This window comes from Lactobacillus leichmannii (assembly GCF_024701915.1).
Taxonomy (GTDB): domain Bacteria; phylum Bacillota; class Bacilli; order Lactobacillales; family Lactobacillaceae; genus Lactobacillus; species Lactobacillus delbrueckii.
In genome coordinates, this window is the sequence record NZ_QOCY01000044.1 from 1 (window position 1) to 18,025 (window position 18,025).

The window sequence follows — 18,025 nt, forward strand, 5'->3', positions numbered from 1 at the left end:
ACTCTTCAGCCATAAGTGGTTTGTCCTTTCGTCTTTGTTAGTTATATTTTTGCACAGAAAAAGACACTAGTAAAGGCTAACGACTAGCATTTAAACATATTTTGACATTTAAATCGCCTACTGCAAGATACCCTCATTGCCCAGGGACCAGAGCATTCTGGTTGAGGCATAGAGGCCGGAATTGCCGGCAGAGATGATGGCCGTCAAAACGACGAAGTTCATCAAGTCGCTGGCAAAAGGAATCCCCATCATGTTAAAGACGTGGACGAAGGGACTTTCGGTAACGCCGGCTTGCTTGTAGGGGATAAGGCAGGCCATGATGAAGATGGAGCCGATGAAGAAGATGATCAGCCGCCATAAGGTGGTGTGGATGGCCTTAGGCAGGGTCTTTTCCGGTTCCTTGGCTTCCCCGGCCGTGATCCCGATCAGTTCCGTCCCCGAGAAGGCAAAGTTGACCGTGAGCATAGTGGTAAAAACCCCGCCAAAACCAGTCGGGAACCAGCCGTCCTCGGTCAGGTTGGTCAAACCTGGTGCTCCCTGGCTGCCTTTTAAAGGAATAACTCCGACCACCGCCAGTCCCCCTAAGATGATGAAGGCGACGATTGCCGCCACCTTGACGGCCGCGAACCAAAATTCGCTTTCCGCGAAAATCTTGACCGAGAAGAAATTGGAGAGGAAAATCAAAATCATGAAGACCAGGCTCCAGATCCAGACGGGGACAGAGGGAAACCAGTGCCGCATGATAATCCCCGCCGCGGTAAACTCGCTGCCCAGGGCAATAGTCCAGGTCAGCCAGTAGAGAATGGCGACCGTAAAGCCGGTGGCCGGATTAAGCAGGTTCTTAGCGTAAACGTGGAAGGAACCCGTGTAGGGCATGGCCACCGACAATTCACCCAGGCAGAGCATGACGGCGTAAACCAGGATCGCCCCGAAGAAATAGGCGATAATCGTGCCGATGGGTCCGGCCTGGCTGATGGTATAGCCCGAGCTTAAGAAGAGGCCGGTCCCGATGACCCCGCCCAGGGAGATCATCTGAATATGCCGGGCTTCCATCTTCCGCTCGAGGTGGTCGACTTTTTCTTGTTGAGCCATAAAAATACCTCTTCAAAACAGATTGGTTTTTTATTAAAATAAACAGTAACATGATAACACATGATGGAGGAAAAACGATGGCGGATTTACCAACCCTTCTGACCCAAGGCCCGGTGACTTTGGACGGGTCCATGTCCACGCCGCTTGAAGCCTGGGGCGAAGACACCAATTCCGACCTCTGGACGGCCAAGGCCCTCGCGGATAACCCAGACCTGGTCTACCGGGTCCACCAGGAGTACTTCAAGGCCGGCGCCCGAGTCACGATCACCGACAGCTACCAGGCCAGCCTGTCGGCCTTCATGAAGCACGGATTAAGTGAGGACGCGGCTCGAGGCTTAATCAGAGAGTCAGCTGCCGTGGCCATTAAGGCCAGAGACGACTTTGAAAAAGCGACCGGCATCCACAACTTCGTGGCTGGTTCAGTTGGCCCTTACGGAGCCTACCTGGCTGATGGCAGTGAATACCGGGGCGACTATGCTTTAAGCCATGAAGAATACGTGGACTTTCACGCCCCGCGGATTGAAGAATTAGTTGCCGGCGGGGTGGACTGCCTGGCGGTTGAGACTCAGCCTAAGCTGAGCGAAGTCAGAGCTATTCTGGACTACCTCAAGGCCAAGTACCCGGACCTGCCGGTTTACGTCAGCTTTTCCTTAAAGGATCCGGCCACTATCAGCGAGGGCCTGCCTTTAACTGAAGCGGTCGAGGAAGTCAGCGCCTATGCTCAGGTCTTCGCGGCCGGGGCCAACTGCTTCAAGCTGGCCTGGACTGTCGATGTGGTGAAAAATCTCCGCGCTTCTAAATTGCCAATCGTCGTTTACCCCAATTCCGGGGCCGAATATGATCCTTCTGTTAAAAAGTGGGTCTACCCCCCGGAAGCCGCGGACTTTGGCCAGGCGGGGGCTGACTGGCTGGCGGCCGGGGCAAAACTGGTCGGGGGCTGCTGCACGACGATGCCGGAAGATATCGCCGGACTTGTCGCCGCGGTCAAAAAGGTTTATACTGCTTTTTAAAATATTTCTAATCTTAGATTAATAAGCTTCTTGAGCAGAGAAAGCAGTCTACCCGGCAGCTGGCTCAAGCAACAGCGCTGTCCGCTTGACCATCCCGGCTCTGGAAAAATACTCTGACTATACGGCCTGGGTGGACGTGACCAAGACAGCTTAAGCAAAATAAAGAGAAACAAAAAACGCGAACCGGCTGGTTCGCGTTCTCTGTGATGTGAAAAATTACACTGATAACAATAACAATTTGCCACAGATAAAGTTCAGCGTTTGGTGTTACGCTCAACCTAATCGTAATTTTCTCATCTTAATGATAATACTTTCATTTTATTTCGTAAAGTACTAAGGGTGCTTTTTTAAAAATACTTGGAAAATAGGGGACTTTTGAGGAAAAAATGGCAGATTTAAGCAAGTTGCGGGAGCAAATCGACCAGGCTAAGCGGCTGGAAGAGGACTTTTAACCGGTAAAAATGGTAAAATAGGCTCTTAGGTATTGTTGGTAGATTAGGAGCCGAGGAAACGATGGATTTAGGGTTAAGAGTCAAGAAGATCAATGATTTGATGGCCAAAAGGGGCAACTATGAGCTCAAGAAATTGGGCCTGACCTTTTCACAGTTTCACTGCCTGGTTTATCTGGAGAAATGCGCGGGCCAGCAGGCGCCTTTAAAGCAGCTGGAAAACCACTTTGAAGTGGCCCAGGCCACCATGGCTGGGATTGTCGGCCGCCTGGAAGGCAAGGGCTATGTCAGAAGCCGCCTGGCGGAAAGCGACAAGCGGGTGAAGATCGTCTGCCTGACGGATGAGGGCCGGCAGATTTGCGCCAGCGCTAAAAAGGGGATGCACAAGCTGCAGGAAAAGGTGGAGCAGCTCTACAGCCAGCAAGAACTAAGCCAGCTGGAAAAGTACCTGGATCGTTTGTATGAGCTTTTGGCTGAGGAAAATCGGGAAGCATGCGAGGAAAAAAGATGACCAATAAGAAAATATTGCTACTGTCGACTGGGGGGACGATCGCGTCCGTGGCTTCAGAAGAGGGCTTGATCCCGGGCAAGTCCGGGGCGGAATTGCTCCATACCCTGGGCGGCCTGCCTTATGAAGTCGAGGTCAAGGACATTTTGTCTTTGGACTCTTCCAACATCCAGCCGGAAGAGTGGGCTTTTATCGCCGAACAGATTTATAAATTGCGCCGGGGCTTTGACGGTATCGTCGTCTCCCACGGGACTGACACCATGGCTTACACGGCGTCTATGCTCACCTTTATGTTGCAGGGAATTGACCTGCCCGTTGTTTTAACCGGGAGCCAGGCTCCCATGCAGGCCATCTTAAGCGATGCTCCAGATAACCTCCGGGTTGCTTTTGCCGCGGCCGCAACCTGCAAGCCGGGGATCTATATCGCTTTTAACCGGCAGATCATGCGGGGCTGCCGCTGCGTTAAGATCCGGACGACCGGTTTTGACGCCTTCAAGAGCATCAACGTTGACCCGGTGGCTATGGTGACTTCAGACGGCATTGATATCAAGCACAAAGACTTTGAATACGTGCCAAGCGAGCACGCCATCTGCACTTTGAACACCAAGGTGGAGACCCAGGTGGCCATGATCAAGCTTTTCCCAGGCTTTGACCCGGCGGTTTTGTCCGCCATGGTCGACAGCGGGGTCAGGGGGATCGTCATCGAAGCCTATGGCCTTGGCGGCATGAACTACATGCGGCGGAACATGGTTAAGGCGATCGGGGAGATCATCAAGCGGGGAGTCCCCGTAGTGGCCTGCAGCCAGTGTTTGTATGAACGGACTGACTTGACCAAGTATGAGGTTGGCCGGGCGGCTATGCTGGAAGGGGCGATCAGTGGCCGGGACATGACCAGTGAAAGTGCTGTAACCAAGCTGATGTGGGCCCTGGGCCAGGGGATGGACCTGGAGGACGTCCGGGCCTTTTTCAACAAGGATATTGCCGGTGAGGTAACCATCACCGATTAAGCTGCGGTAAGGCGGCTTTTTTATTTTTTCTTTCCATTTTCTTTTTCATTTTTGTTTTCTTTTTGCTCCTAAAAACGCTATCATACTGGTAGAAAAATGATGAGAAAGGAGGAAAAATGATGATCAAACTGATTGCCAGCGACTTAGATGAGACCTTGCTGGGGCCGGGCAGCCGGGTAGTAGAGGAAAATCTGCGGGCTATTAAAAAATGCCAGGAACTGGGCATCAAATTCGTGCCCGCTACAGGGCGCGGCTTTTACTCTTTAAGGCAGACGCTAGAAGAACTGGGCCAGGCGGATCAAGCTGGCCAGTACACGATTTGTTACAACGGCGGGGCGGTTTTTGAAAACAAGGGGCCGCGCCTGATCTCCTTTACCGGGATGGACGGGGACCTGGTTGAGGAAATCTTCAAACGGGGGCAGGAATTAGGTCTGGGGATGCATATCTACACTGAGGACCAGGTTTACGGCTACCAGCTTACGCAAGAAGAGATCGATTTTTGCCAAGGCCGGGCCGACTTCGCGGCTTTGCCAGGCGGGGACTTAACGGCCTTGCGGGCCAGCGGAGCCCGTTTTGCCAAGATTCTTTACGTCGATACTAATTTTCCCCGCTTGAAAAAATTGCGGAAGGACCTGGCAGATTTTGAAAAAGTCAGTGAGATGAGCTTTTCATCCAACCGCTACCTGGAATTCAACCCGCCCAAGGTGAACAAGGGGACAGGCCTAAAGAAACTGTGCCAGGAGCTGGGCTATCAGCTGGATGAGACCATGGCGATCGGGGACAGCTTCAATGACCTGGCCATGATCAAGGCAGCCGGCACCGGCGTCGGGGTGGCCAATGTCAGCCCGGAAATGCGGGCTGACTGCGATAAGATTACGGAGAAGACCTTTGACCAGGGGGCGGTGGCGGAAGCGATCGGCCGCTGGGTTTTGCCAGATTGTGAGTAAGAAAAAACTTGTTAATTTTTCCCTTAGAATGATATAATTAATTCGCTAATTTATATAAGTACTAAATTATGTTTGGGAGTATCCTATGCCAAATCGAATTAATCTGCCAGACGGCCAGCAGGCTGTCGAATCTACTAAGGGCTTCTTCGGGGAGTTCAAGGCCTTCATCTCTAAGGGCAACGTGATGGATATGGCCGTCGGTATCATCATCGGCGGTGCCTTCACCACCATCGTCAAGTCCCTGGTCAGCGACATCATCAGTCCGCTTTTAGGGGTGGTCGGTGGGATGAATTTTGACCAGTTCTCACTGAAATTTGCCGGGGTAACCCTGGCATATGGGAAGTTCTTGACCGCGGTCATCAACTTCTTGATGATGGCCTTTGTCCTGTTTTTGATCGTCAAGGCCTTCAACCGGGGCGGGTTCTTGATCAAAAAGGAAGAAGAGGTTGAAGAAGAAGCAACGACCAAAGTCTGCCCTTACTGCAAGAGCGAGATCGACATCGAAGCCAGCCGCTGCCCGATGTGTACGTCACAATTGGAAGAAAAAATGGCTGAACAATAAAATAGCAGGCAAAAGAAAACGAAGCTGCTCTACTTGAGCAACTTCGTTTTTTGTTTATGCAATTAAAGCGATGACTTACTCAAAGCTTGTGGTCCTTGATCATCTTGGCTTGCAGTTCAGCCAGGGCAGGAGTCAGGTAAACTGGGTAACGGTCTGGGTTAAGCAATCTTTGCGTTTCTTCAGGCAGTTCAGCCAGCTTTTCGTACATGTGCTTTTGAATCTTAAAGGTGTCAGTTTCAATTGACTGAGCTCTTGGCCCAACTACGACTTGCGTCAGCAATTCAGCATCGAAGTCCTTTAAGTCAGCTTCGGTTTCAGTCATCATTGGGTCCATGTTGATCCCAACAAATTCTTCAGGCAATTCTTCGTCGGCCAGGGCGATCACGTCCGCGAAGGCGTTTCTCGTGCCCTTGTGGTAGAGACGGTAAGCCTTCTTTTCCCCTGGTAGGGTGATCTTTTCCTTGGAGTTGGACAGCTTGATCTTTGGCTGCCATTCCCCGTCGCCAATCTTCAAAGCGGCCAGCTTGAAGACCCCGCTCAGAACCGGTGAGCTGGAGCTGGTGATCAATTGTTCACCAACGCCGAAGCTGTCAAGCGGCGCGCCTTCTTGGAGAAGGGAGTGGATGACGTTTTCGTTCAAGGCATTGGAAGCAGTGATGGTTGCTTCCGGGAAGCCGGCGTCGTCCATCATCTTGCGGGCCTTGCGGGACAATTTGGCGATGTCGCCGGAGTCGATCCGGATACCGAACTTCTTGTGGCCCTTGGCGCGGAGCTCTTTGAAGACTTTGATAGCGTTAGGCACGCCGCTAGTTAAGACATCGTAAGTGTCGACCAAAAGCAGGGCGTTGTCCGGGTAGACTTCCGCCCACTTTTCAAAGGCTTCGAGTTCGGTTGGGTAGCTTTGAACCCAGGCGTGGGCCATGGTGCCGGCAACCGGGATGTTGTACTTGGCTGCTGACAAGACGTTGCTGGTTGACCCGCAGCCGCCGATAACGGCAGCTCTGGCGCCCAGAACGGAAGCGTCCGGGCCTTGGGCCCGGCGGGCACCAAATTCCATGACTGGCCGGCCAGCCGCGGCCAGGTTGATCCGGCGGGACTTGGTGGCGATCAAGGACTGGTGGTTGATTAGGTTAAGGACGAAGGTTTCCAGCAATTGACATTGAATCAAAGGCCCCTTGACCGTCAGGATTGGCACCCGCGGGAAGACCGGGGTGCCTTCTGGAATCGCGTATACGACGCAGTCGAAGGTCATGGTTTCCAGGTAGGAAATGAATTCAGCGCTGAAGAGATTGAGGGACTTCAGGTAGTCGATGTCTTCCTTGGTGTAGTGGAAGCCCCGCAGCTGTTCAACGACTTGTTCCAGGCCGGCGGAGACGACGAAGCTGCCGTTGTCTGGAACAGTCCGGTAAAAGACGTCGAAGACGGCTTCGGTATCTCTTGGCAGGGTTTCAAAGTAGCCGTTAGCCATTGAGAATTCGTACAGGTCGGTAATTAACGCGTGTGATAGAGACATAGTGTAAAAATCTGCTTTCTCAAAAATATAACTGTTAAAAGTAAAAATAAAAACTTAAACGGTAAAGGTTAGTCGACGACTTCAGCGCCCAAGCAGGACTTGAAGTGGTTCAGTGCCCATTCCTGTCCCGCGTCGTTTAAAGCGGCAACCGCCTTTTCGTGCACCGTGATGTCGTAGCCATGGTTGTAGGCGTCCATGGCGGTGTGCAGGACGCAGATGTCCGTGCAGACCCCGGCCAGGTGAACCCGGCTGACCTTGCGTTCACGCAAGAAGAGGTCCAGGCCGGTAGCGCAGAAGGCAGAGTAGCGTGACTTGTCCAAGACAAGGACGTGCTCGTCGTCTTGATGTTTATTATACCAAGTTTGCAGGGGTCCGTAGAACTCCCGGCCCCAGGTATTTGGCAGGTTGTGGGGCGGGAAGAGCTTGGTTTCCGGGTGGTAGGGGTTGCCCTTAAAGTGCTTGTCGGTTGGCAGGATAACCCACTTGCCGGCGGCCAAAAACTGGTCGGCTAAGCTGACGATCTGGCCAGCCAAGGCCTGGGCAGGTGCCCCGCAGGTCAGAGCGCCTTTGTCATCTACGAAGTCATTGGTATAGTCAATGATCAAGAGTGCTTCATTTTCCATCTTTTTCTTCCTCTTTTGTTAAAAGTATAACTTACCTAAAATAGAATAAAAACAAAAAGTAAAATAAACTTTTACTCGCTTGACGTAAACTTTACTCCAGAAAAGATTAATTTGCAAGTTTTTCAGACAAAGAGGGTAAATTAAGCGATTTTTTACCAACAAAAACGGAACTTTCTTTATACAAGATCCGGCAAGATCTATAATTAGGAGTGGAAAGCAGGAATAATTATTGACAAAGAAAGAGTGTAAAAAATGAAGAAGAACAGGAAAAATTTGGCCCTGCTTCTGCTGGCGGCCAGCTTGCTTGCCGGTTGCGCGGGTCAAAGCAATAGTCAGTCCAGTCAATCCAGCCAGGCTAAGAGCGAGAAGAAGGCGGAAAGTAAGGCCAACTCTAAGTCGGCGGCTAAATCCGCGGCCAGTTCTGCCGTTAGTTCGACAAAATCCTCCTCAAGCCGGGCCAGCTCTAAGTCCGCGGCTTCCAGCAGCCAAAGGGCAGATGCAAACCGGATGGGGACTTTAACTAGTCAATTAAGGGTCAAGCTGCCGGGGATGCTTTTGCCGGCGGCTGACGGCTTAGGCCAGGGCAGCAGCAACTTGAATATCCGCTACACCAGCTCAAGCAGCCAGAATGTTGTTTACTACAGCGTCGGAAATAGCCCGCTGGCCTTAAATGACAGCCGGATTGCCAGTGAGAAGCCATATGCCGTTTTAACGGAAAAAAAGAATGTGGCTGACGCCAGCAGCTTGATTAATTACCAAGAGCCCAAGACTGGTCTGCCAGCGGTTAAGATTGCCGGCAATGTGACTGGGACAGAAGAAGGGGCGGCTGGGTCGACTTATCTGCAGTTCAATCAGGGCCAGTGGTCCTTTGTCGTCCGGGCAAGTAATGTCCAGGGGCAAAAGCCGCTGCCAACGGCGAAAAAGCTGCTGGCGCTCTACCAGCAATATGGTCTGCCGGATACGGCGGCAAAGTCCAGCGTGCAGGTTGATGTTGGCGAAAGCCTAGGTTCTTTGAACACGGTGATCACCTGGGCCAAAGGGTCCAGCGTTTATCAGCTTAAGGCCCACAGTACGGAGACCGCCTTTAAGATGCTCAAGAGCCTTAACTAAATCTGAGAATAAGGTAAGCAATCGCGGCCCAGAGGATAAAGCCGGCGAAGATTGCTAAATAGAAGTAGGCCTTGCGGACCTTGTGGTGAAAGACCAGCATGCCTAGGCCGGACCCGGCAGGGGCCAGCAGGCCGCAGGTAAGCAGCAGCCGTTCGGGTATGCGCCAGGCGTGCATCCGGGCTTTAGCCTTGTCGATGCCGTAGAGGGCAAAGGCGATTAAGTTGATAAGCAGCAGGCTGCTTTGCCAAAAGTTGTTCATGTCGTCTCCTGGTTATTTCCTAGTTATTTTTAATAGAATTACAGGCCATTCTGCTTAGGCAGGATGGCTTTTTTGCAAAAATAAAAGCAAGGACTAGCCTTGCTTGTCGTTAGCCTTGCCCCAGAGGATATTGTTTTGCGTTTCCTTAAGGCAGTAGAGCTTTGGCGGCCGTCCGCTCTTGTGGTAATTCTTCTGCACGCCCAGCTCGGTAAAGAGGGAGCCATGGGTCTTGCGGAAGTTGGAGTTGTCGATCTCATCGACTGTGGTCTGGAAGAAGGGGGCGTAGACCTCGCGGGCTTCGCGGAGGGTGAATTCGGGGCCAAGGATCTGCAGGATGCTGGGCTGGTAGTCCAGTTTGTTGCGGATGCGCTGGATGGCCACGGCGATGATTTCGTCATGGTCAAAGGCCAGGGCGTGGGAATTTTCCGCTAATTCAAAGGTCAGGTCCTTGTCAGCGGAAAAAAGCTCATACTTGTGGCCGAAGTTTTCAAAGGCGAACCAGGCAACATCGCTGGCTCCGTAGCCGGGCCGCAGGTTTGGCATGGCGGGCAGGTAGGTCATGTAGGTTAAGGCCAGGGCCCGCTCGCCGGGCGTCCGGTGGGGGGAGGTAAAGGTGGCCAGCTGTTCGGTGGAAGTTTCCGGCAGGTCAAGGCCGATTTTTTCTTTGATCAAGCGCACGGCAGCCTGGTCGGCACTTTCGTTTTCCCGAAGGAGGGTTTCCGGCAGGGCCCAGCGGTCCGCGAAAGGTTCGTCCTTGCGCTTGACTAAAAGCAGCTGAACCCGGTGTTTTTCCTTGTTAAAGCTCCAGATCAGGTTGGTGATGGTGATCAAGGGGCGTTCGACTATCTTTTCTAATTCAGGCATCAAAACGTCTCCTTTCAGTTTTACTACTATCATTATATCATCATTGCGAAGGTGGATTGCTCGTGGAAGAGGGATGAAAAATCAGTCTGATTGCCAAAAAGCGAGTTAGAAATGGAGAAGCTGCTTGCGAAAGCAAGAACTACTTGAAGACGAAAGCCAAGCTTCAAGCATGCTATCGCAAGGCAAGCAATATCCAAAACGACTTGATGCACAAGTTTACGACCGAACTGGTTAATGACTACGACAAGATAGTGATCGAAAATCTGTCGGTTAAGGGTATGCTGATGAGCTATATAGCTTCAAAGGGTGTTCATCGGTCGATGTTTGGCAAGTTTAAGCAGATCTTGACTTACAAGTGCGATTGGTACGGCAAAGACCTTATCCTGGCAAATAAGCTGTATCCGTCTACTCAGCGTTGTGCGGCTTGTGGCAATGTCAAAAAGGGCGATGACAAGATCACCCTTTACGGAAACAAGAAGCATGGTACTAAACACAATGAGTACATCTGCTACAACAAAAAATGCCCGAACTACAATAAAGTCGTAGATCGGGACAAGAATGCGATGCTTAGTCTTTTAGCGCTGACTGAGCATCCAGAATTAAATCATGCGCTATAAATATTAAAGAAAGGAGAGTTAATGGCTAAGGCCCTGGCCTTAGCCATGCGGGTTGGCTGTACCCGAGGATTGGCGAGAGCCTTTCCATGAAGTTGCAAGAGTGGTGCTTCGGTACCTGCGCTGGTCAATGCGGTTACCCCCTTGTTGGGATATCGGAATACCGGTGATGACGGCAATAAGAAAAATATCTGTATTTATGTCTTCGGACATACGTAGTCAAAGATTACTATTTGGCTACATTGCACACGTTTTTTGCAGCAGGCTGTACGATGTTTTTTAACAAGAAAGAAAACGAAGCAGAAGAAGCATTTAAGAAGCAATTGGAAACTGTCGCAAATGACCCGGCAGTCAAGGCAAACGCGGCTTTGAGCAAGCTGATTGAAGCAGCTGTTAAGAAGGCTGAAAAGTCAGAATCAATTCGCTCAATTGCGTCTAACCTGGATACCCAATTGCGGTCCAACTTTGCTGAAAACGAACTGCCAAAGGCCGTTATCAGCCTGCAACTGGACTTGGCTCGCTACTCTGCGGTTGGCGCTAGTGGAGTAGTTCTGAAATAATCTACTGAAAACTTAATCATATTAAAATAAGTGCTGCTGAAGCTTGGTATTCCTTCTTCAACAGCACTTATTAATTTATTTTGAGCAAAAAGTGAAAAAGCGCTACGCTTTGCTCATGATTGGTGCTACAATTGTCGCAAATAAAGCAGATTAGGTATGATGTTTGATTTTAAGGAGGAGTTGCTATGTACCAAGCTTCACGCCTTCCACTTTGGGAACGTGTTTTCCATATTGTCGGTGACAGCACGATTTTCTGGCTGTGGCACCACCTTTTAATCGTGGCTTTAGGCCTTTTAACCTTGCTTGGCTTGTGATCTACCTGGTTGTCAGCGGTATCCGGCAAAAAACGTCGCTAAAGCTGTCTGGCCAGTCGTCATTTTCTGTTCCTGCCTGGGCCTGGTCTACTTTGCCATGAGCTACGCAATTATCGACTAAAATAGAAAAAGCAAAGTGCTGCTTGAGCCAGATATTCCGGCTTTGGCTGCACTTTTTTCATCCCTCCACGTAAAAAGCATGAAACATTGTCAAGCAAAAGTAACCAAAAATATTCATACAAAGGCCAAAAAGGGCCCGATTTCTTTGGTATAATAAGATAATTACAAATGTTTCACGGAGGAGTGAGTGGAATAAGATGAATACGCCACGATCACGCGAAGGTAACCTTGTCCGTTACCTCGTCTATTTTGTAGTTTTTGTTTTCACGGCCCTGGCCGACAACCTGGCGATCAAGAGCCCGTCCATCAGCATCTGGAACGTGATCCTGTTCCTGGTTCTGGCGGCCATGTGCCTGCTCTTTTACATTTACCGCTACAACCGTGAACAGCGCTTCTTCGATTCACGCTTCAATGTCCCCTGGCTGAGCAGTTTCAACTTCACCTTGCTCTTAAGCTTCGTGGTTGCCGCCGGCCGGATCGGGATTTCCTACCTGCAGCTCTACAAAGGCATGCCTGCCTCGGGTCTGCAGCTGGCCTATGCCTCTCATTCCACCAGCGCCTTATACTGGTTCATGATGCTAGCCAATGGGTTAGTCTTGCCGATCCTGGAAGAGTACCTCTGCACCGGTTTCTTGTTCAACTACTGGTTCAGAACTGAGAAAAAGGGCGTGGCCTACGTCGGCATAATCTGCTCGGGTCTCTTTTACGCTATCTTGACCTTCCAGTTCACTCCCGCAATCTTTGCCTTCAACTTTGCCTTTGGCATGCTTTTCGCCTGGAGCTACCTCAGCACCCAGACCATCTGGCTGCCTCTTTACCTGGCAGCCTTAAACGGGGTCTTGACGGTTGTGACCATCGCCGTTTAACTGAAGAGAGTAAAAAATAAGCGGGGCCGTTTGGCCTCGCTTATTTTTTTGTTAATTTATGGTATAAAAAAAGCGGATAGAGTGAATCGAACCCTCATCTCTAGCTTGGGAAGCTAGCGTTCTACCATTGAACTATACCCGCAAGATATTTTAAGTATAGCATGGAAAAAAACTTTCGCCAAGTCCTTTTAGCAACTTTTTTCAAAAAGATTCTTCCGGCCCGGCGGGAGTGGTTTAATCTATTTGTTATTTTTGCTAAAATGATAATAATAACGCCCGATAGAAACAATTTAACAAAGAATTTAGCAAAGGAAAGCGAAGAATGACGAAAGAAATTATTTTGACTGGCGACCGGCCAACCGGCAAGCTGCACATCGGCCACTACATCGGCTCCTTGAAGAACCGGGTCATGCTCCAAAACACCGGCAAGTATGACTCTTACATTATGATTGCTGACACCCAGGCCTTGACTGACAATGCCCGCAACCCGGAAAAGATCCGCAACTCCCTGATCGAAGTTGCCCTGGACTACCTGGCTGTTGGCTTGGATCCGGAAAAGTCAACCATCTTTGTCCAGTCCCAAATCCCGGCCCTGTTTGAACTGACCACTGACTACATGGACCTGGTAACCCTGTCCCGGCTGGAAAGAAACCCTACTGTTAAGACGGAAATCAAGCAAAAGGGCTTCGGTGACTCCCTGCCAGTAGGCTTCTTGACCTACCCGGTTGCCCAAGCCGCTGACATCACTGCCTTCAAGGCGACCTTAGTCCCAGTCGGCGATGACCAGGAACCAATGCTGGAACAAACCCGGGAAATCGTCCGCAGCTTTAACCGGACCTACAATGTCGACGTCCTGGTTGAACCAAAGGGCTACTTCCCGCCTAAGGGCCAGGGCCGCCTGCCAGGACTGGACGGCAACGCCAAGATGTCCAAGTCCCTGGGCAACGCCATCTACCTGTCTGATGATGCGGAAACGGTTAAGAAGAAGGTTATGTCCATGTACACCGACCCTAACCACATCCACGTGGAAGACCCCGGTCAGGTTGAAGGCAACACCGTCTTCACTTACCTGGACGTCTTTGACCCGGACAAGGACACTGTTGCCCAACTTAAGGAAGACTACCAAAAGGGCGGGTTAGGTGACGTCAAGATCAAGCGCTACTTAAACAAGGTCCTGGAAGCTGAACTGGCCCCAATCAGAGAACGCCGGCAAAAGTACGCTGAAAACCTGGATGCCGTTTACGACATGCTCTACCAAGGTTCACAAAAGGCCAACCAGGTGGCTGACCAAACCTTGCAGGAAGTCCGTGACGCGATCGGCTTCAACTACTTCAAGAACCGAGGCTAATATGACGCGCAAACGAATTCCCTGGAAACAGTACTTTATGATGCAGGCCCTGGTGATCGCCCAGCGGTCAACCTGTGACCGGGCCCTGGTCGGCAGCGTCCTGGTCAAGGACAAGCGGATCCTCAGCACTGGCTACAACGGGTCAGTTTCCGGCCAGGACCACTGCGATGACGTGGGCCACCAGCTGGTCGATGGCCACTGCGTGCGGACGATTCACTCTGAAATGAACAGTCTGATTTCCTGCGCGAAAAACGGGGTCTCAACCGACAACACGGAAATCTACGTGACTCACTTCCCATGCTACAACTGCACCAAGCACCTGCTGCAGGCCGGGGTGATCAAGATCAACTATTATTATGATTATCACGACAGTCCTTTGGCCATTCAACTGCTGCGTGATAGTGGAGTACCTTATGAACAAATTAAGCTTGACCGCCAATTCGTCGAAGAACTGGCACACAAACTTGAAGACAGCAGCGACTAGGCTGGCCTGGCTCCTGGCCTTAGTCTGCCTTTTTCCCCTGGTGACCGGGGCCAGCAGCTTCTTCGTCCAGGACAATGCCGGCATCATCAATTCCGACACCTGGAAAATGGTTGACCAAAAGAATGCCAAGTACCAGAAGTCTGACCAGCACCCGATCGTGATCGTCGAGACCCTGCAAAATGCCAAAAAGACCCAGCCGGCCGGCTTGAGCAAGGCAAGCAGAACCCTCTATATTGTGATCAACGTGCAAAAGGACGGGACTAAGAAGGCCTATCTTTACAGCAGCAGCGACCTGCACAGCCAGTTTACCGCCCAGGTCCGGGCCAACATCCTCAGCCACACGGCTTCCAAAATCACGGCTGATGACCCGATCGCCTTCAATGAAGGGGTGCAGGAGCTGTTCAAGATTTCCGTGACCTTGATCGACCAAAGCCTCGGCTTTAAAAAGGACTCCCTTGACCTGTCCAGCGAGGAAGTGAACCGGGTGATCAAGCCAGCTGACCTCAGAATTCCGATCATGCTGGCCCTGTTGGTCTTGATCGCGGCCGTGATCATCTTCCTGCGCTTTACGATAAGACGGCAGGCTAGAAAATAAAGGTTTTTCACAGAAAAAACAAATAAAAACGCTAACTTTACATATAAGTGGTTTACAAGCCTGCTTTAAGCGTGTATAGTCTTCTATGTAAAGTTAAAAAGAGAGCAAATGAACTGTTAGGTGAGACTCCTACGTGAACACACGCTATCGCCCAGAAACATCCAGAGATGCCAACGGGTTAAATAGAAATTGTCGAAATAAGGCACTTTCCAGGTAGCTAGCATGTGCTTACGTCACGTAGTGTTAAAGCTGAGCGATTAGTTAATGGCGTGGCCCTATTTGGAAGGTCCCCCTTACGGTTTGTAAGGGGGATTTTTTGGTTCGTTTGCGAAGTTGTCATAGAGGGGAGAACTATTATGCTCAACAAGACAATGAACAAAGCTGCCAGCGATGACGCAAAGCGGGTTGCAAGAATTGCCCTGGAAAAGCGGAGCGTGACTTTGGCCCAATTGCATACCAACAGCAACGGCCTCAGCACTGAAGAAGCAGCCAATATCCGGAAAAAGACCGGAACCAACGAGATCGCGAGCAGCAGCCAAGCCAGCAAGCTCCACTTCCTGGTCGAAGCTTTCCTGACTCCGTTTACCCTGGTCCTGCTCATTTTGGCGACGATGTCCTTGTTCACCAACTACATCTTCGTCCCGCAAAGGGAAAAGGACCTCAGCACCGTTATCATCATGGTGGTCATGGTCCTGGTTTCCGGGATTACGTCCTTCATCCAGAACGTCCGCACTTCCAACGCCGTCCGGTCCCTTTTGAAGATGGTTTCTGTCACGACCAACGTGCGCCGGGACGGCAAGGACCAGGAAATCCCGACCAAGGACGTGGTGGTCGGCGACATCATCAACGTTTCAGCCGGGGACATGGTTCCAGCTGACATGAAGCTTTTGTCCAGCACTGACCTGTTCTGCTCAGCCAGTTCCTTGAACGGGGAATCAACGCCGACGGAAAAGAATGCCAACTTTGTCCCAACCCCGGACAAGATGGAAAACTACCTGGACTACCCAAACATCCTTTTTAAAGGCACGACTATTGTCTCCGGCTCCGGCCGCGGGGTGGTCTTCGCCACTGGCGAGCACACCGTGTTCGGCAAGATTGCAGCTCAGATCGCCGACACCGAAATGAAGGAGACGACTTTTGACACCGGGATCAAGAACATCTCCAAGCTGCTCTTGACCATGACGGCCATCATCACGCCTCTGGTTCTCGTGGTCAACGGCTTGACCAAGGGCAACTGGACTGATGCCTTGATCTTCGCCATCGCTACGGCGGTGGGCCTGACGCCGGAAATGTTGCCAGTCATCGTGACCACCAACCTGGTCCGGGGCAGCCTGGAAATGAGCAAGCACCAGACCATCGTCAAGAAGATGAACTCTATCCAGAACTTCGGTTCAGCCGACATCCTCTGCACTGACAAGACCGGGACCTTGACCCAGGGCCAGGTCATCCTGGAAAAGCACTATAACCTGGAAATGCGGGAAACCGACCGGGTTTTGAAGATGGCCTACCTGAACTCTTACTACCAGACCGGGATGAAGGATCTGATCGACCAGGCAGTCATTGACGTGGCTGATGACGACCTGGACACCAGCGAAATCCAGCGGGACTACCACAAGATCGACGAAATTCCTTTTGACTTCCAGCGCCGGCGGATGAGCGTGGTGGTTGCCAACTCTGACCAAAAGCACGGCGAGCACCTCCTGGTTACCAAGGGGGCAGCTGAAGAAATGTTGGCCGTCTCCAGCCAGGTGGAAATCGGCGGCCAGATCCTGCCTTTGACTGAAGAAAGAAAAAAGCAGATTTTTAAAGATATCGACGACTTGAACAGTGACGGGATGCGGGTTATCGTCTTGGCCTACAAGGTTGACCCGTCTCCAGTCGGCAAATTCACGGTTGATGATGAAAGCGACTTGATCGTGATCGGCTTCTTGACCTTCCTGGATCCGCCAAAGGAAAGCGCCAAAAATGCCCTGGCTAGCCTCAACCGGGACGGCATTACCGTTAAGATTTTAACCGGGGACAATGAAGCCGTTACCCGGGCCGTGGCCTTGAAGGTCGGCCTTAACATCGATACGGTTTACGGGCAAAAGGACCTGATCGGCAAGAGCGATGAAGAACTGGCCAAGATCGTTGAAGAATGCGACATCTTCGTCAAGCTGTCACCGGAATGGAAGACCAAGATCATTGATGTCCTGCAGAAAAACGGCCACACGGTCGGCTACATGGGTGATGGGATCAACGATGCCCCGGCCATGAAGCAGGCGGACGTCTCTATCTCAGTTGACTCAGCTGTCGACGTGGCCAAGGAATCAGCGGACATCATCCTTTTGCAGAAGGACTTGAGCGTCCTGGAGCACGCGGTCCGGATCGGCCGCAAGACCTTGACCAACACCATGAAGTACATCAAGATCACCCTGTCTTCCAACTTCGGGAACATCTTGTCCATCATGGTCGCCTCAGTCTTCCTGCCGTTCTTGCCAATGCTGCCGCTGCAGCTCTTGATTTTGGACCTGCTCTACGGAACCAGCTGCCTGGCTTTGCCCTTTGACAGCGTGTCTGAAGACTACCTGCACGTGCCGCGGGAATGGGCAACCAAGAACATGCCGAAGTTCATGTTATACTTTGGGCCGACGTCATCAATTTTTGACGTCATCACCTTTGCCGTCCTCTTCTTTGTAATCTGCCCAGCCCTTACTGGCGGCAGCTACGCTTCCTTAGGACCGGCAGGGCAGCTGGCCTTCATGACCATCTTCCACACCGGCTGGTTCGTGGAATCCCTCTGGACCCAGGAAATGGTCATCCACGCCTTGCGCGACGAACGTCTGCCGCTTATCCAGCAGCGGGCATCAAGCACAGTCATGCTTGCTACTTTCGGGGCTGCTATCTTCGGGACCCTGCTGCCATTTTCAAAATTGGCCGGAGCCATGAAGTTCGTCCACTTGAACGAAGAATTCCTGTGGATCGTGGCTGGCCTCCTGGTCTGCTACCTGCTTTTGACGACAGTCGTCAAGCACTTCTACATGAAGAAGGAAAAATTCTTGATTTAACTGAAAAAGAACGGTCTTTAGTAAAAAGGCCGTTCTTTTTTGCCCGAAAGCCCGTTAAATCGCCGATTGGCTTTATAAGGTAAGGCTTTTTGTTGTATGATAGAGAGTATAGAATTTTTGAGGAGATCAAGCA

At 51.3% G+C, this 18,025-nt stretch carries 17 protein-coding genes, 1 tRNA gene, 2 pseudogenes and 1 riboswitch; of the genes and pseudogenes, 14 read left to right on the forward strand and 6 right to left on the reverse strand.

The window, feature by feature from the left end:
- Positions 1 to 123: 123 nt before the first annotated feature.
- Positions 124 to 1,092, reverse strand: a pseudogene (locus tag DS743_RS05140) (amino acid permease); the annotation flags it as partial.
- Between the two features lie 77 nt (positions 1,093 to 1,169).
- Here DS743_RS05140 and mmuM point away from each other — a divergent pair.
- The 5 genes from mmuM (at position 1,170) to mscL (ending at position 5,575) form a co-directional block, all read left to right on the forward strand.
- Positions 1,170 to 2,102, forward strand: coding sequence for a homocysteine S-methyltransferase (gene mmuM / locus DS743_RS05145; protein ID WP_035183916.1), 933 nt, complete (start codon positions 1,170 to 1,172; stop codon positions 2,100 to 2,102).
- Between the two features lie 513 nt (positions 2,103 to 2,615).
- Positions 2,616 to 3,062, forward strand: coding sequence for a MarR family winged helix-turn-helix transcriptional regulator (locus tag DS743_RS05155; RefSeq protein ID WP_035183914.1), 447 nt, complete (start codon positions 2,616 to 2,618; stop codon positions 3,060 to 3,062).
- A complete protein-coding gene (locus DS743_RS05160; RefSeq protein WP_171030685.1) occupies positions 3,059 to 4,066 on the forward strand; it encodes an asparaginase in 1,008 nt (335 codons plus the stop codon). The genes DS743_RS05155 and DS743_RS05160 overlap by 4 nt, the downstream gene beginning before the upstream one ends.
- A 116-nt stretch (positions 4,067 to 4,182) precedes the next feature.
- The gene (locus DS743_RS05165; RefSeq protein WP_035183912.1) at positions 4,183 to 5,013 is read left to right on the forward strand and encodes a Cof-type HAD-IIB family hydrolase; all 831 of its coding nucleotides are present in this window, start codon (positions 4,183 to 4,185) and stop codon (positions 5,011 to 5,013) included.
- An 85-nt stretch (positions 5,014 to 5,098) separates the two neighbouring features.
- Entirely contained in the window at positions 5,099 to 5,575 is a 477-nt protein-coding gene (gene mscL, locus DS743_RS05170; RefSeq protein ID WP_035183909.1) for a large conductance mechanosensitive channel protein MscL, read from the forward strand.
- Between the two features lie 79 nt (positions 5,576 to 5,654).
- Here mscL and DS743_RS05175 read toward each other — a convergent pair whose 3' ends face one another.
- Together DS743_RS05175 and DS743_RS05180 are read right to left on the reverse strand one after the other, a co-directional pair.
- Positions 5,655 to 7,088, reverse strand: a complete 1,434-nt coding sequence (locus tag DS743_RS05175; protein ID WP_035183907.1) for a nicotinate phosphoribosyltransferase — start codon at positions 7,086 to 7,088, stop codon at positions 5,655 to 5,657.
- Positions 7,089 to 7,156: 68 nt separating this feature from the next.
- On the reverse strand, positions 7,157 to 7,711 hold the full coding sequence (locus DS743_RS05180) for a cysteine hydrolase family protein (RefSeq protein WP_035183906.1): 555 nt from the start codon (positions 7,709 to 7,711) through the stop codon (positions 7,157 to 7,159).
- Positions 7,712 to 7,963: 252 nt separating this feature from the next.
- Between DS743_RS05180 and DS743_RS05185 the strand changes: the two genes are divergently transcribed.
- Positions 7,964 to 8,821 (forward strand): hypothetical protein, encoded by an 858-nt coding sequence (locus DS743_RS05185; RefSeq protein ID WP_035183905.1) that lies wholly within the window; start codon positions 7,964 to 7,966, stop codon positions 8,819 to 8,821.
- Here DS743_RS05185 and DS743_RS05190 read toward each other — a convergent pair.
- Together DS743_RS05190 and DS743_RS05195 are read right to left on the reverse strand one after the other, a co-directional pair.
- Complete coding sequence (locus tag DS743_RS05190; protein WP_035183903.1) at positions 8,814 to 9,080, reverse strand: DUF1294 domain-containing protein; 267 nt, start codon at positions 9,078 to 9,080, stop codon at positions 8,814 to 8,816. The genes DS743_RS05185 and DS743_RS05190 overlap by 8 nt on opposite strands.
- A gap of 93 nt (positions 9,081 to 9,173) precedes the next feature.
- Positions 9,174 to 9,944 carry an NUDIX hydrolase gene (locus tag DS743_RS05195; RefSeq protein ID WP_035183902.1) on the reverse strand — a complete coding sequence of 257 codons (771 nt, stop codon included), beginning with the start codon at positions 9,942 to 9,944 and terminating at the stop codon, positions 9,174 to 9,176.
- 89 nt (positions 9,945 to 10,033) lie between these two features.
- Between DS743_RS05195 and DS743_RS05200 the strand changes: the two are divergent.
- The 4 genes and pseudogenes from DS743_RS05200 to DS743_RS05215 form a co-directional block, all read left to right on the forward strand.
- Positions 10,034 to 10,561, forward strand: a pseudogene (locus tag DS743_RS05200) (RNA-guided endonuclease InsQ/TnpB family protein); the annotation flags it as partial.
- Positions 10,562 to 10,830: 269 nt separating this feature from the next.
- The gene (locus DS743_RS05205; RefSeq protein WP_035183900.1) at positions 10,831 to 11,118 is read left to right on the forward strand and encodes a bacteriocin immunity protein; all 288 of its coding nucleotides are present in this window, start codon (positions 10,831 to 10,833) and stop codon (positions 11,116 to 11,118) included.
- A gap of 185 nt (positions 11,119 to 11,303) precedes the next feature.
- Complete coding sequence (locus DS743_RS05210; protein WP_257786106.1) at positions 11,304 to 11,432, forward strand: hypothetical protein; 129 nt, start codon at positions 11,304 to 11,306, stop codon at positions 11,430 to 11,432.
- 317 nt (positions 11,433 to 11,749) lie between these two features.
- On the forward strand, positions 11,750 to 12,418 hold the full coding sequence (locus DS743_RS05215; protein WP_013439073.1) for a CPBP family intramembrane glutamic endopeptidase: 669 nt from the start codon (positions 11,750 to 11,752) through the stop codon (positions 12,416 to 12,418).
- A 71-nt stretch (positions 12,419 to 12,489) separates the two neighbouring features.
- Here DS743_RS05215 and DS743_RS05220 read toward each other — a convergent pair.
- A tRNA-Gly gene (locus DS743_RS05220) sits at positions 12,490 to 12,560 on the reverse strand.
- 180 nt (positions 12,561 to 12,740) lie between these two features.
- On the opposite strand from DS743_RS05220, the gene trpS reads away from it, so the two are divergent.
- From trpS to mgtA, 4 genes are all read left to right on the forward strand, one after another.
- Positions 12,741 to 13,766 carry a tryptophan--tRNA ligase gene (gene trpS / locus DS743_RS05225; protein ID WP_002878734.1) on the forward strand — a complete coding sequence of 342 codons (1,026 nt, stop codon included), beginning with the start codon at positions 12,741 to 12,743 and terminating at the stop codon, positions 13,764 to 13,766.
- 1 nt (position 13,767) lies between these two features.
- A complete protein-coding gene (locus tag DS743_RS05230; RefSeq protein ID WP_035183896.1) occupies positions 13,768 to 14,250 on the forward strand; it encodes a deoxycytidylate deaminase in 483 nt (160 codons plus the stop codon).
- The gene (locus DS743_RS05235; protein WP_016395861.1) at positions 14,231 to 14,845 is read left to right on the forward strand and encodes a hypothetical protein; all 615 of its coding nucleotides are present in this window, start codon (positions 14,231 to 14,233) and stop codon (positions 14,843 to 14,845) included. Before DS743_RS05230 ends, DS743_RS05235 begins: the two co-directional genes overlap by 20 nt.
- Before the next feature lie 105 nt (positions 14,846 to 14,950).
- A riboswitch (M-box (ykoK) riboswitch) is annotated at positions 14,951 to 15,114 on the forward strand.
- Between the two features lie 87 nt (positions 15,115 to 15,201).
- Positions 15,202 to 17,892 (forward strand): magnesium-translocating P-type ATPase, encoded by a 2,691-nt coding sequence (gene mgtA, locus DS743_RS05240; RefSeq protein ID WP_035183894.1) that lies wholly within the window; start codon positions 15,202 to 15,204, stop codon positions 17,890 to 17,892.
- Positions 17,893 to 18,025: the final 133 nt, after the last annotated feature.

Coding starts and splice junctions, on each gene's coding strand:
- DS743_RS05155 (WP_035183914.1), top strand. CDS start 2,616: ATGGATTTAGGGTTAAGAGTCAAGAAGATCAATGATTTGATGGCCAAA.
- trpS (WP_002878734.1), top strand. CDS start 12,741: ATGACGAAAGAAATTATTTTGACTGGCGACCGGCCAACCGGCAAGCTG.
- mmuM (WP_035183916.1), top strand. CDS start 1,170: ATGGCGGATTTACCAACCCTTCTGACCCAAGGCCCGGTGACTTTGGAC.
- DS743_RS05190 (WP_035183903.1), bottom strand. CDS start 9,080: ATGAACAACTTTTGGCAAAGCAGCCTGCTGCTTATCAACTTAATCGCC.
- DS743_RS05160 (WP_171030685.1), top strand. CDS start 3,059: ATGACCAATAAGAAAATATTGCTACTGTCGACTGGGGGGACGATCGCG.
- DS743_RS05180 (WP_035183906.1), bottom strand. CDS start 7,711: ATGGAAAATGAAGCACTCTTGATCATTGACTATACCAATGACTTCGTA.
- DS743_RS05165 (WP_035183912.1), top strand. CDS start 4,183: ATGATGATCAAACTGATTGCCAGCGACTTAGATGAGACCTTGCTGGGG.
- DS743_RS05215 (WP_013439073.1), top strand. CDS start 11,750: ATGAATACGCCACGATCACGCGAAGGTAACCTTGTCCGTTACCTCGTC.
- DS743_RS05230 (WP_035183896.1), top strand. CDS start 13,768: ATGACGCGCAAACGAATTCCCTGGAAACAGTACTTTATGATGCAGGCC.
- DS743_RS05210 (WP_257786106.1), top strand. CDS start 11,304: ATGTACCAAGCTTCACGCCTTCCACTTTGGGAACGTGTTTTCCATATT.
- mgtA (WP_035183894.1), top strand. CDS start 15,202: ATGCTCAACAAGACAATGAACAAAGCTGCCAGCGATGACGCAAAGCGG.
- DS743_RS05185 (WP_035183905.1), top strand. CDS start 7,964: ATGAAGAAGAACAGGAAAAATTTGGCCCTGCTTCTGCTGGCGGCCAGC.
- DS743_RS05195 (WP_035183902.1), bottom strand. CDS start 9,944: ATGCCTGAATTAGAAAAGATAGTCGAACGCCCCTTGATCACCATCACC.
- DS743_RS05205 (WP_035183900.1), top strand. CDS start 10,831: ATGTTTTTTAACAAGAAAGAAAACGAAGCAGAAGAAGCATTTAAGAAG.
- DS743_RS05175 (WP_035183907.1), bottom strand. CDS start 7,088: ATGTCTCTATCACACGCGTTAATTACCGACCTGTACGAATTCTCAATG.
- mscL (WP_035183909.1), top strand. CDS start 5,099: ATGCCAAATCGAATTAATCTGCCAGACGGCCAGCAGGCTGTCGAATCT.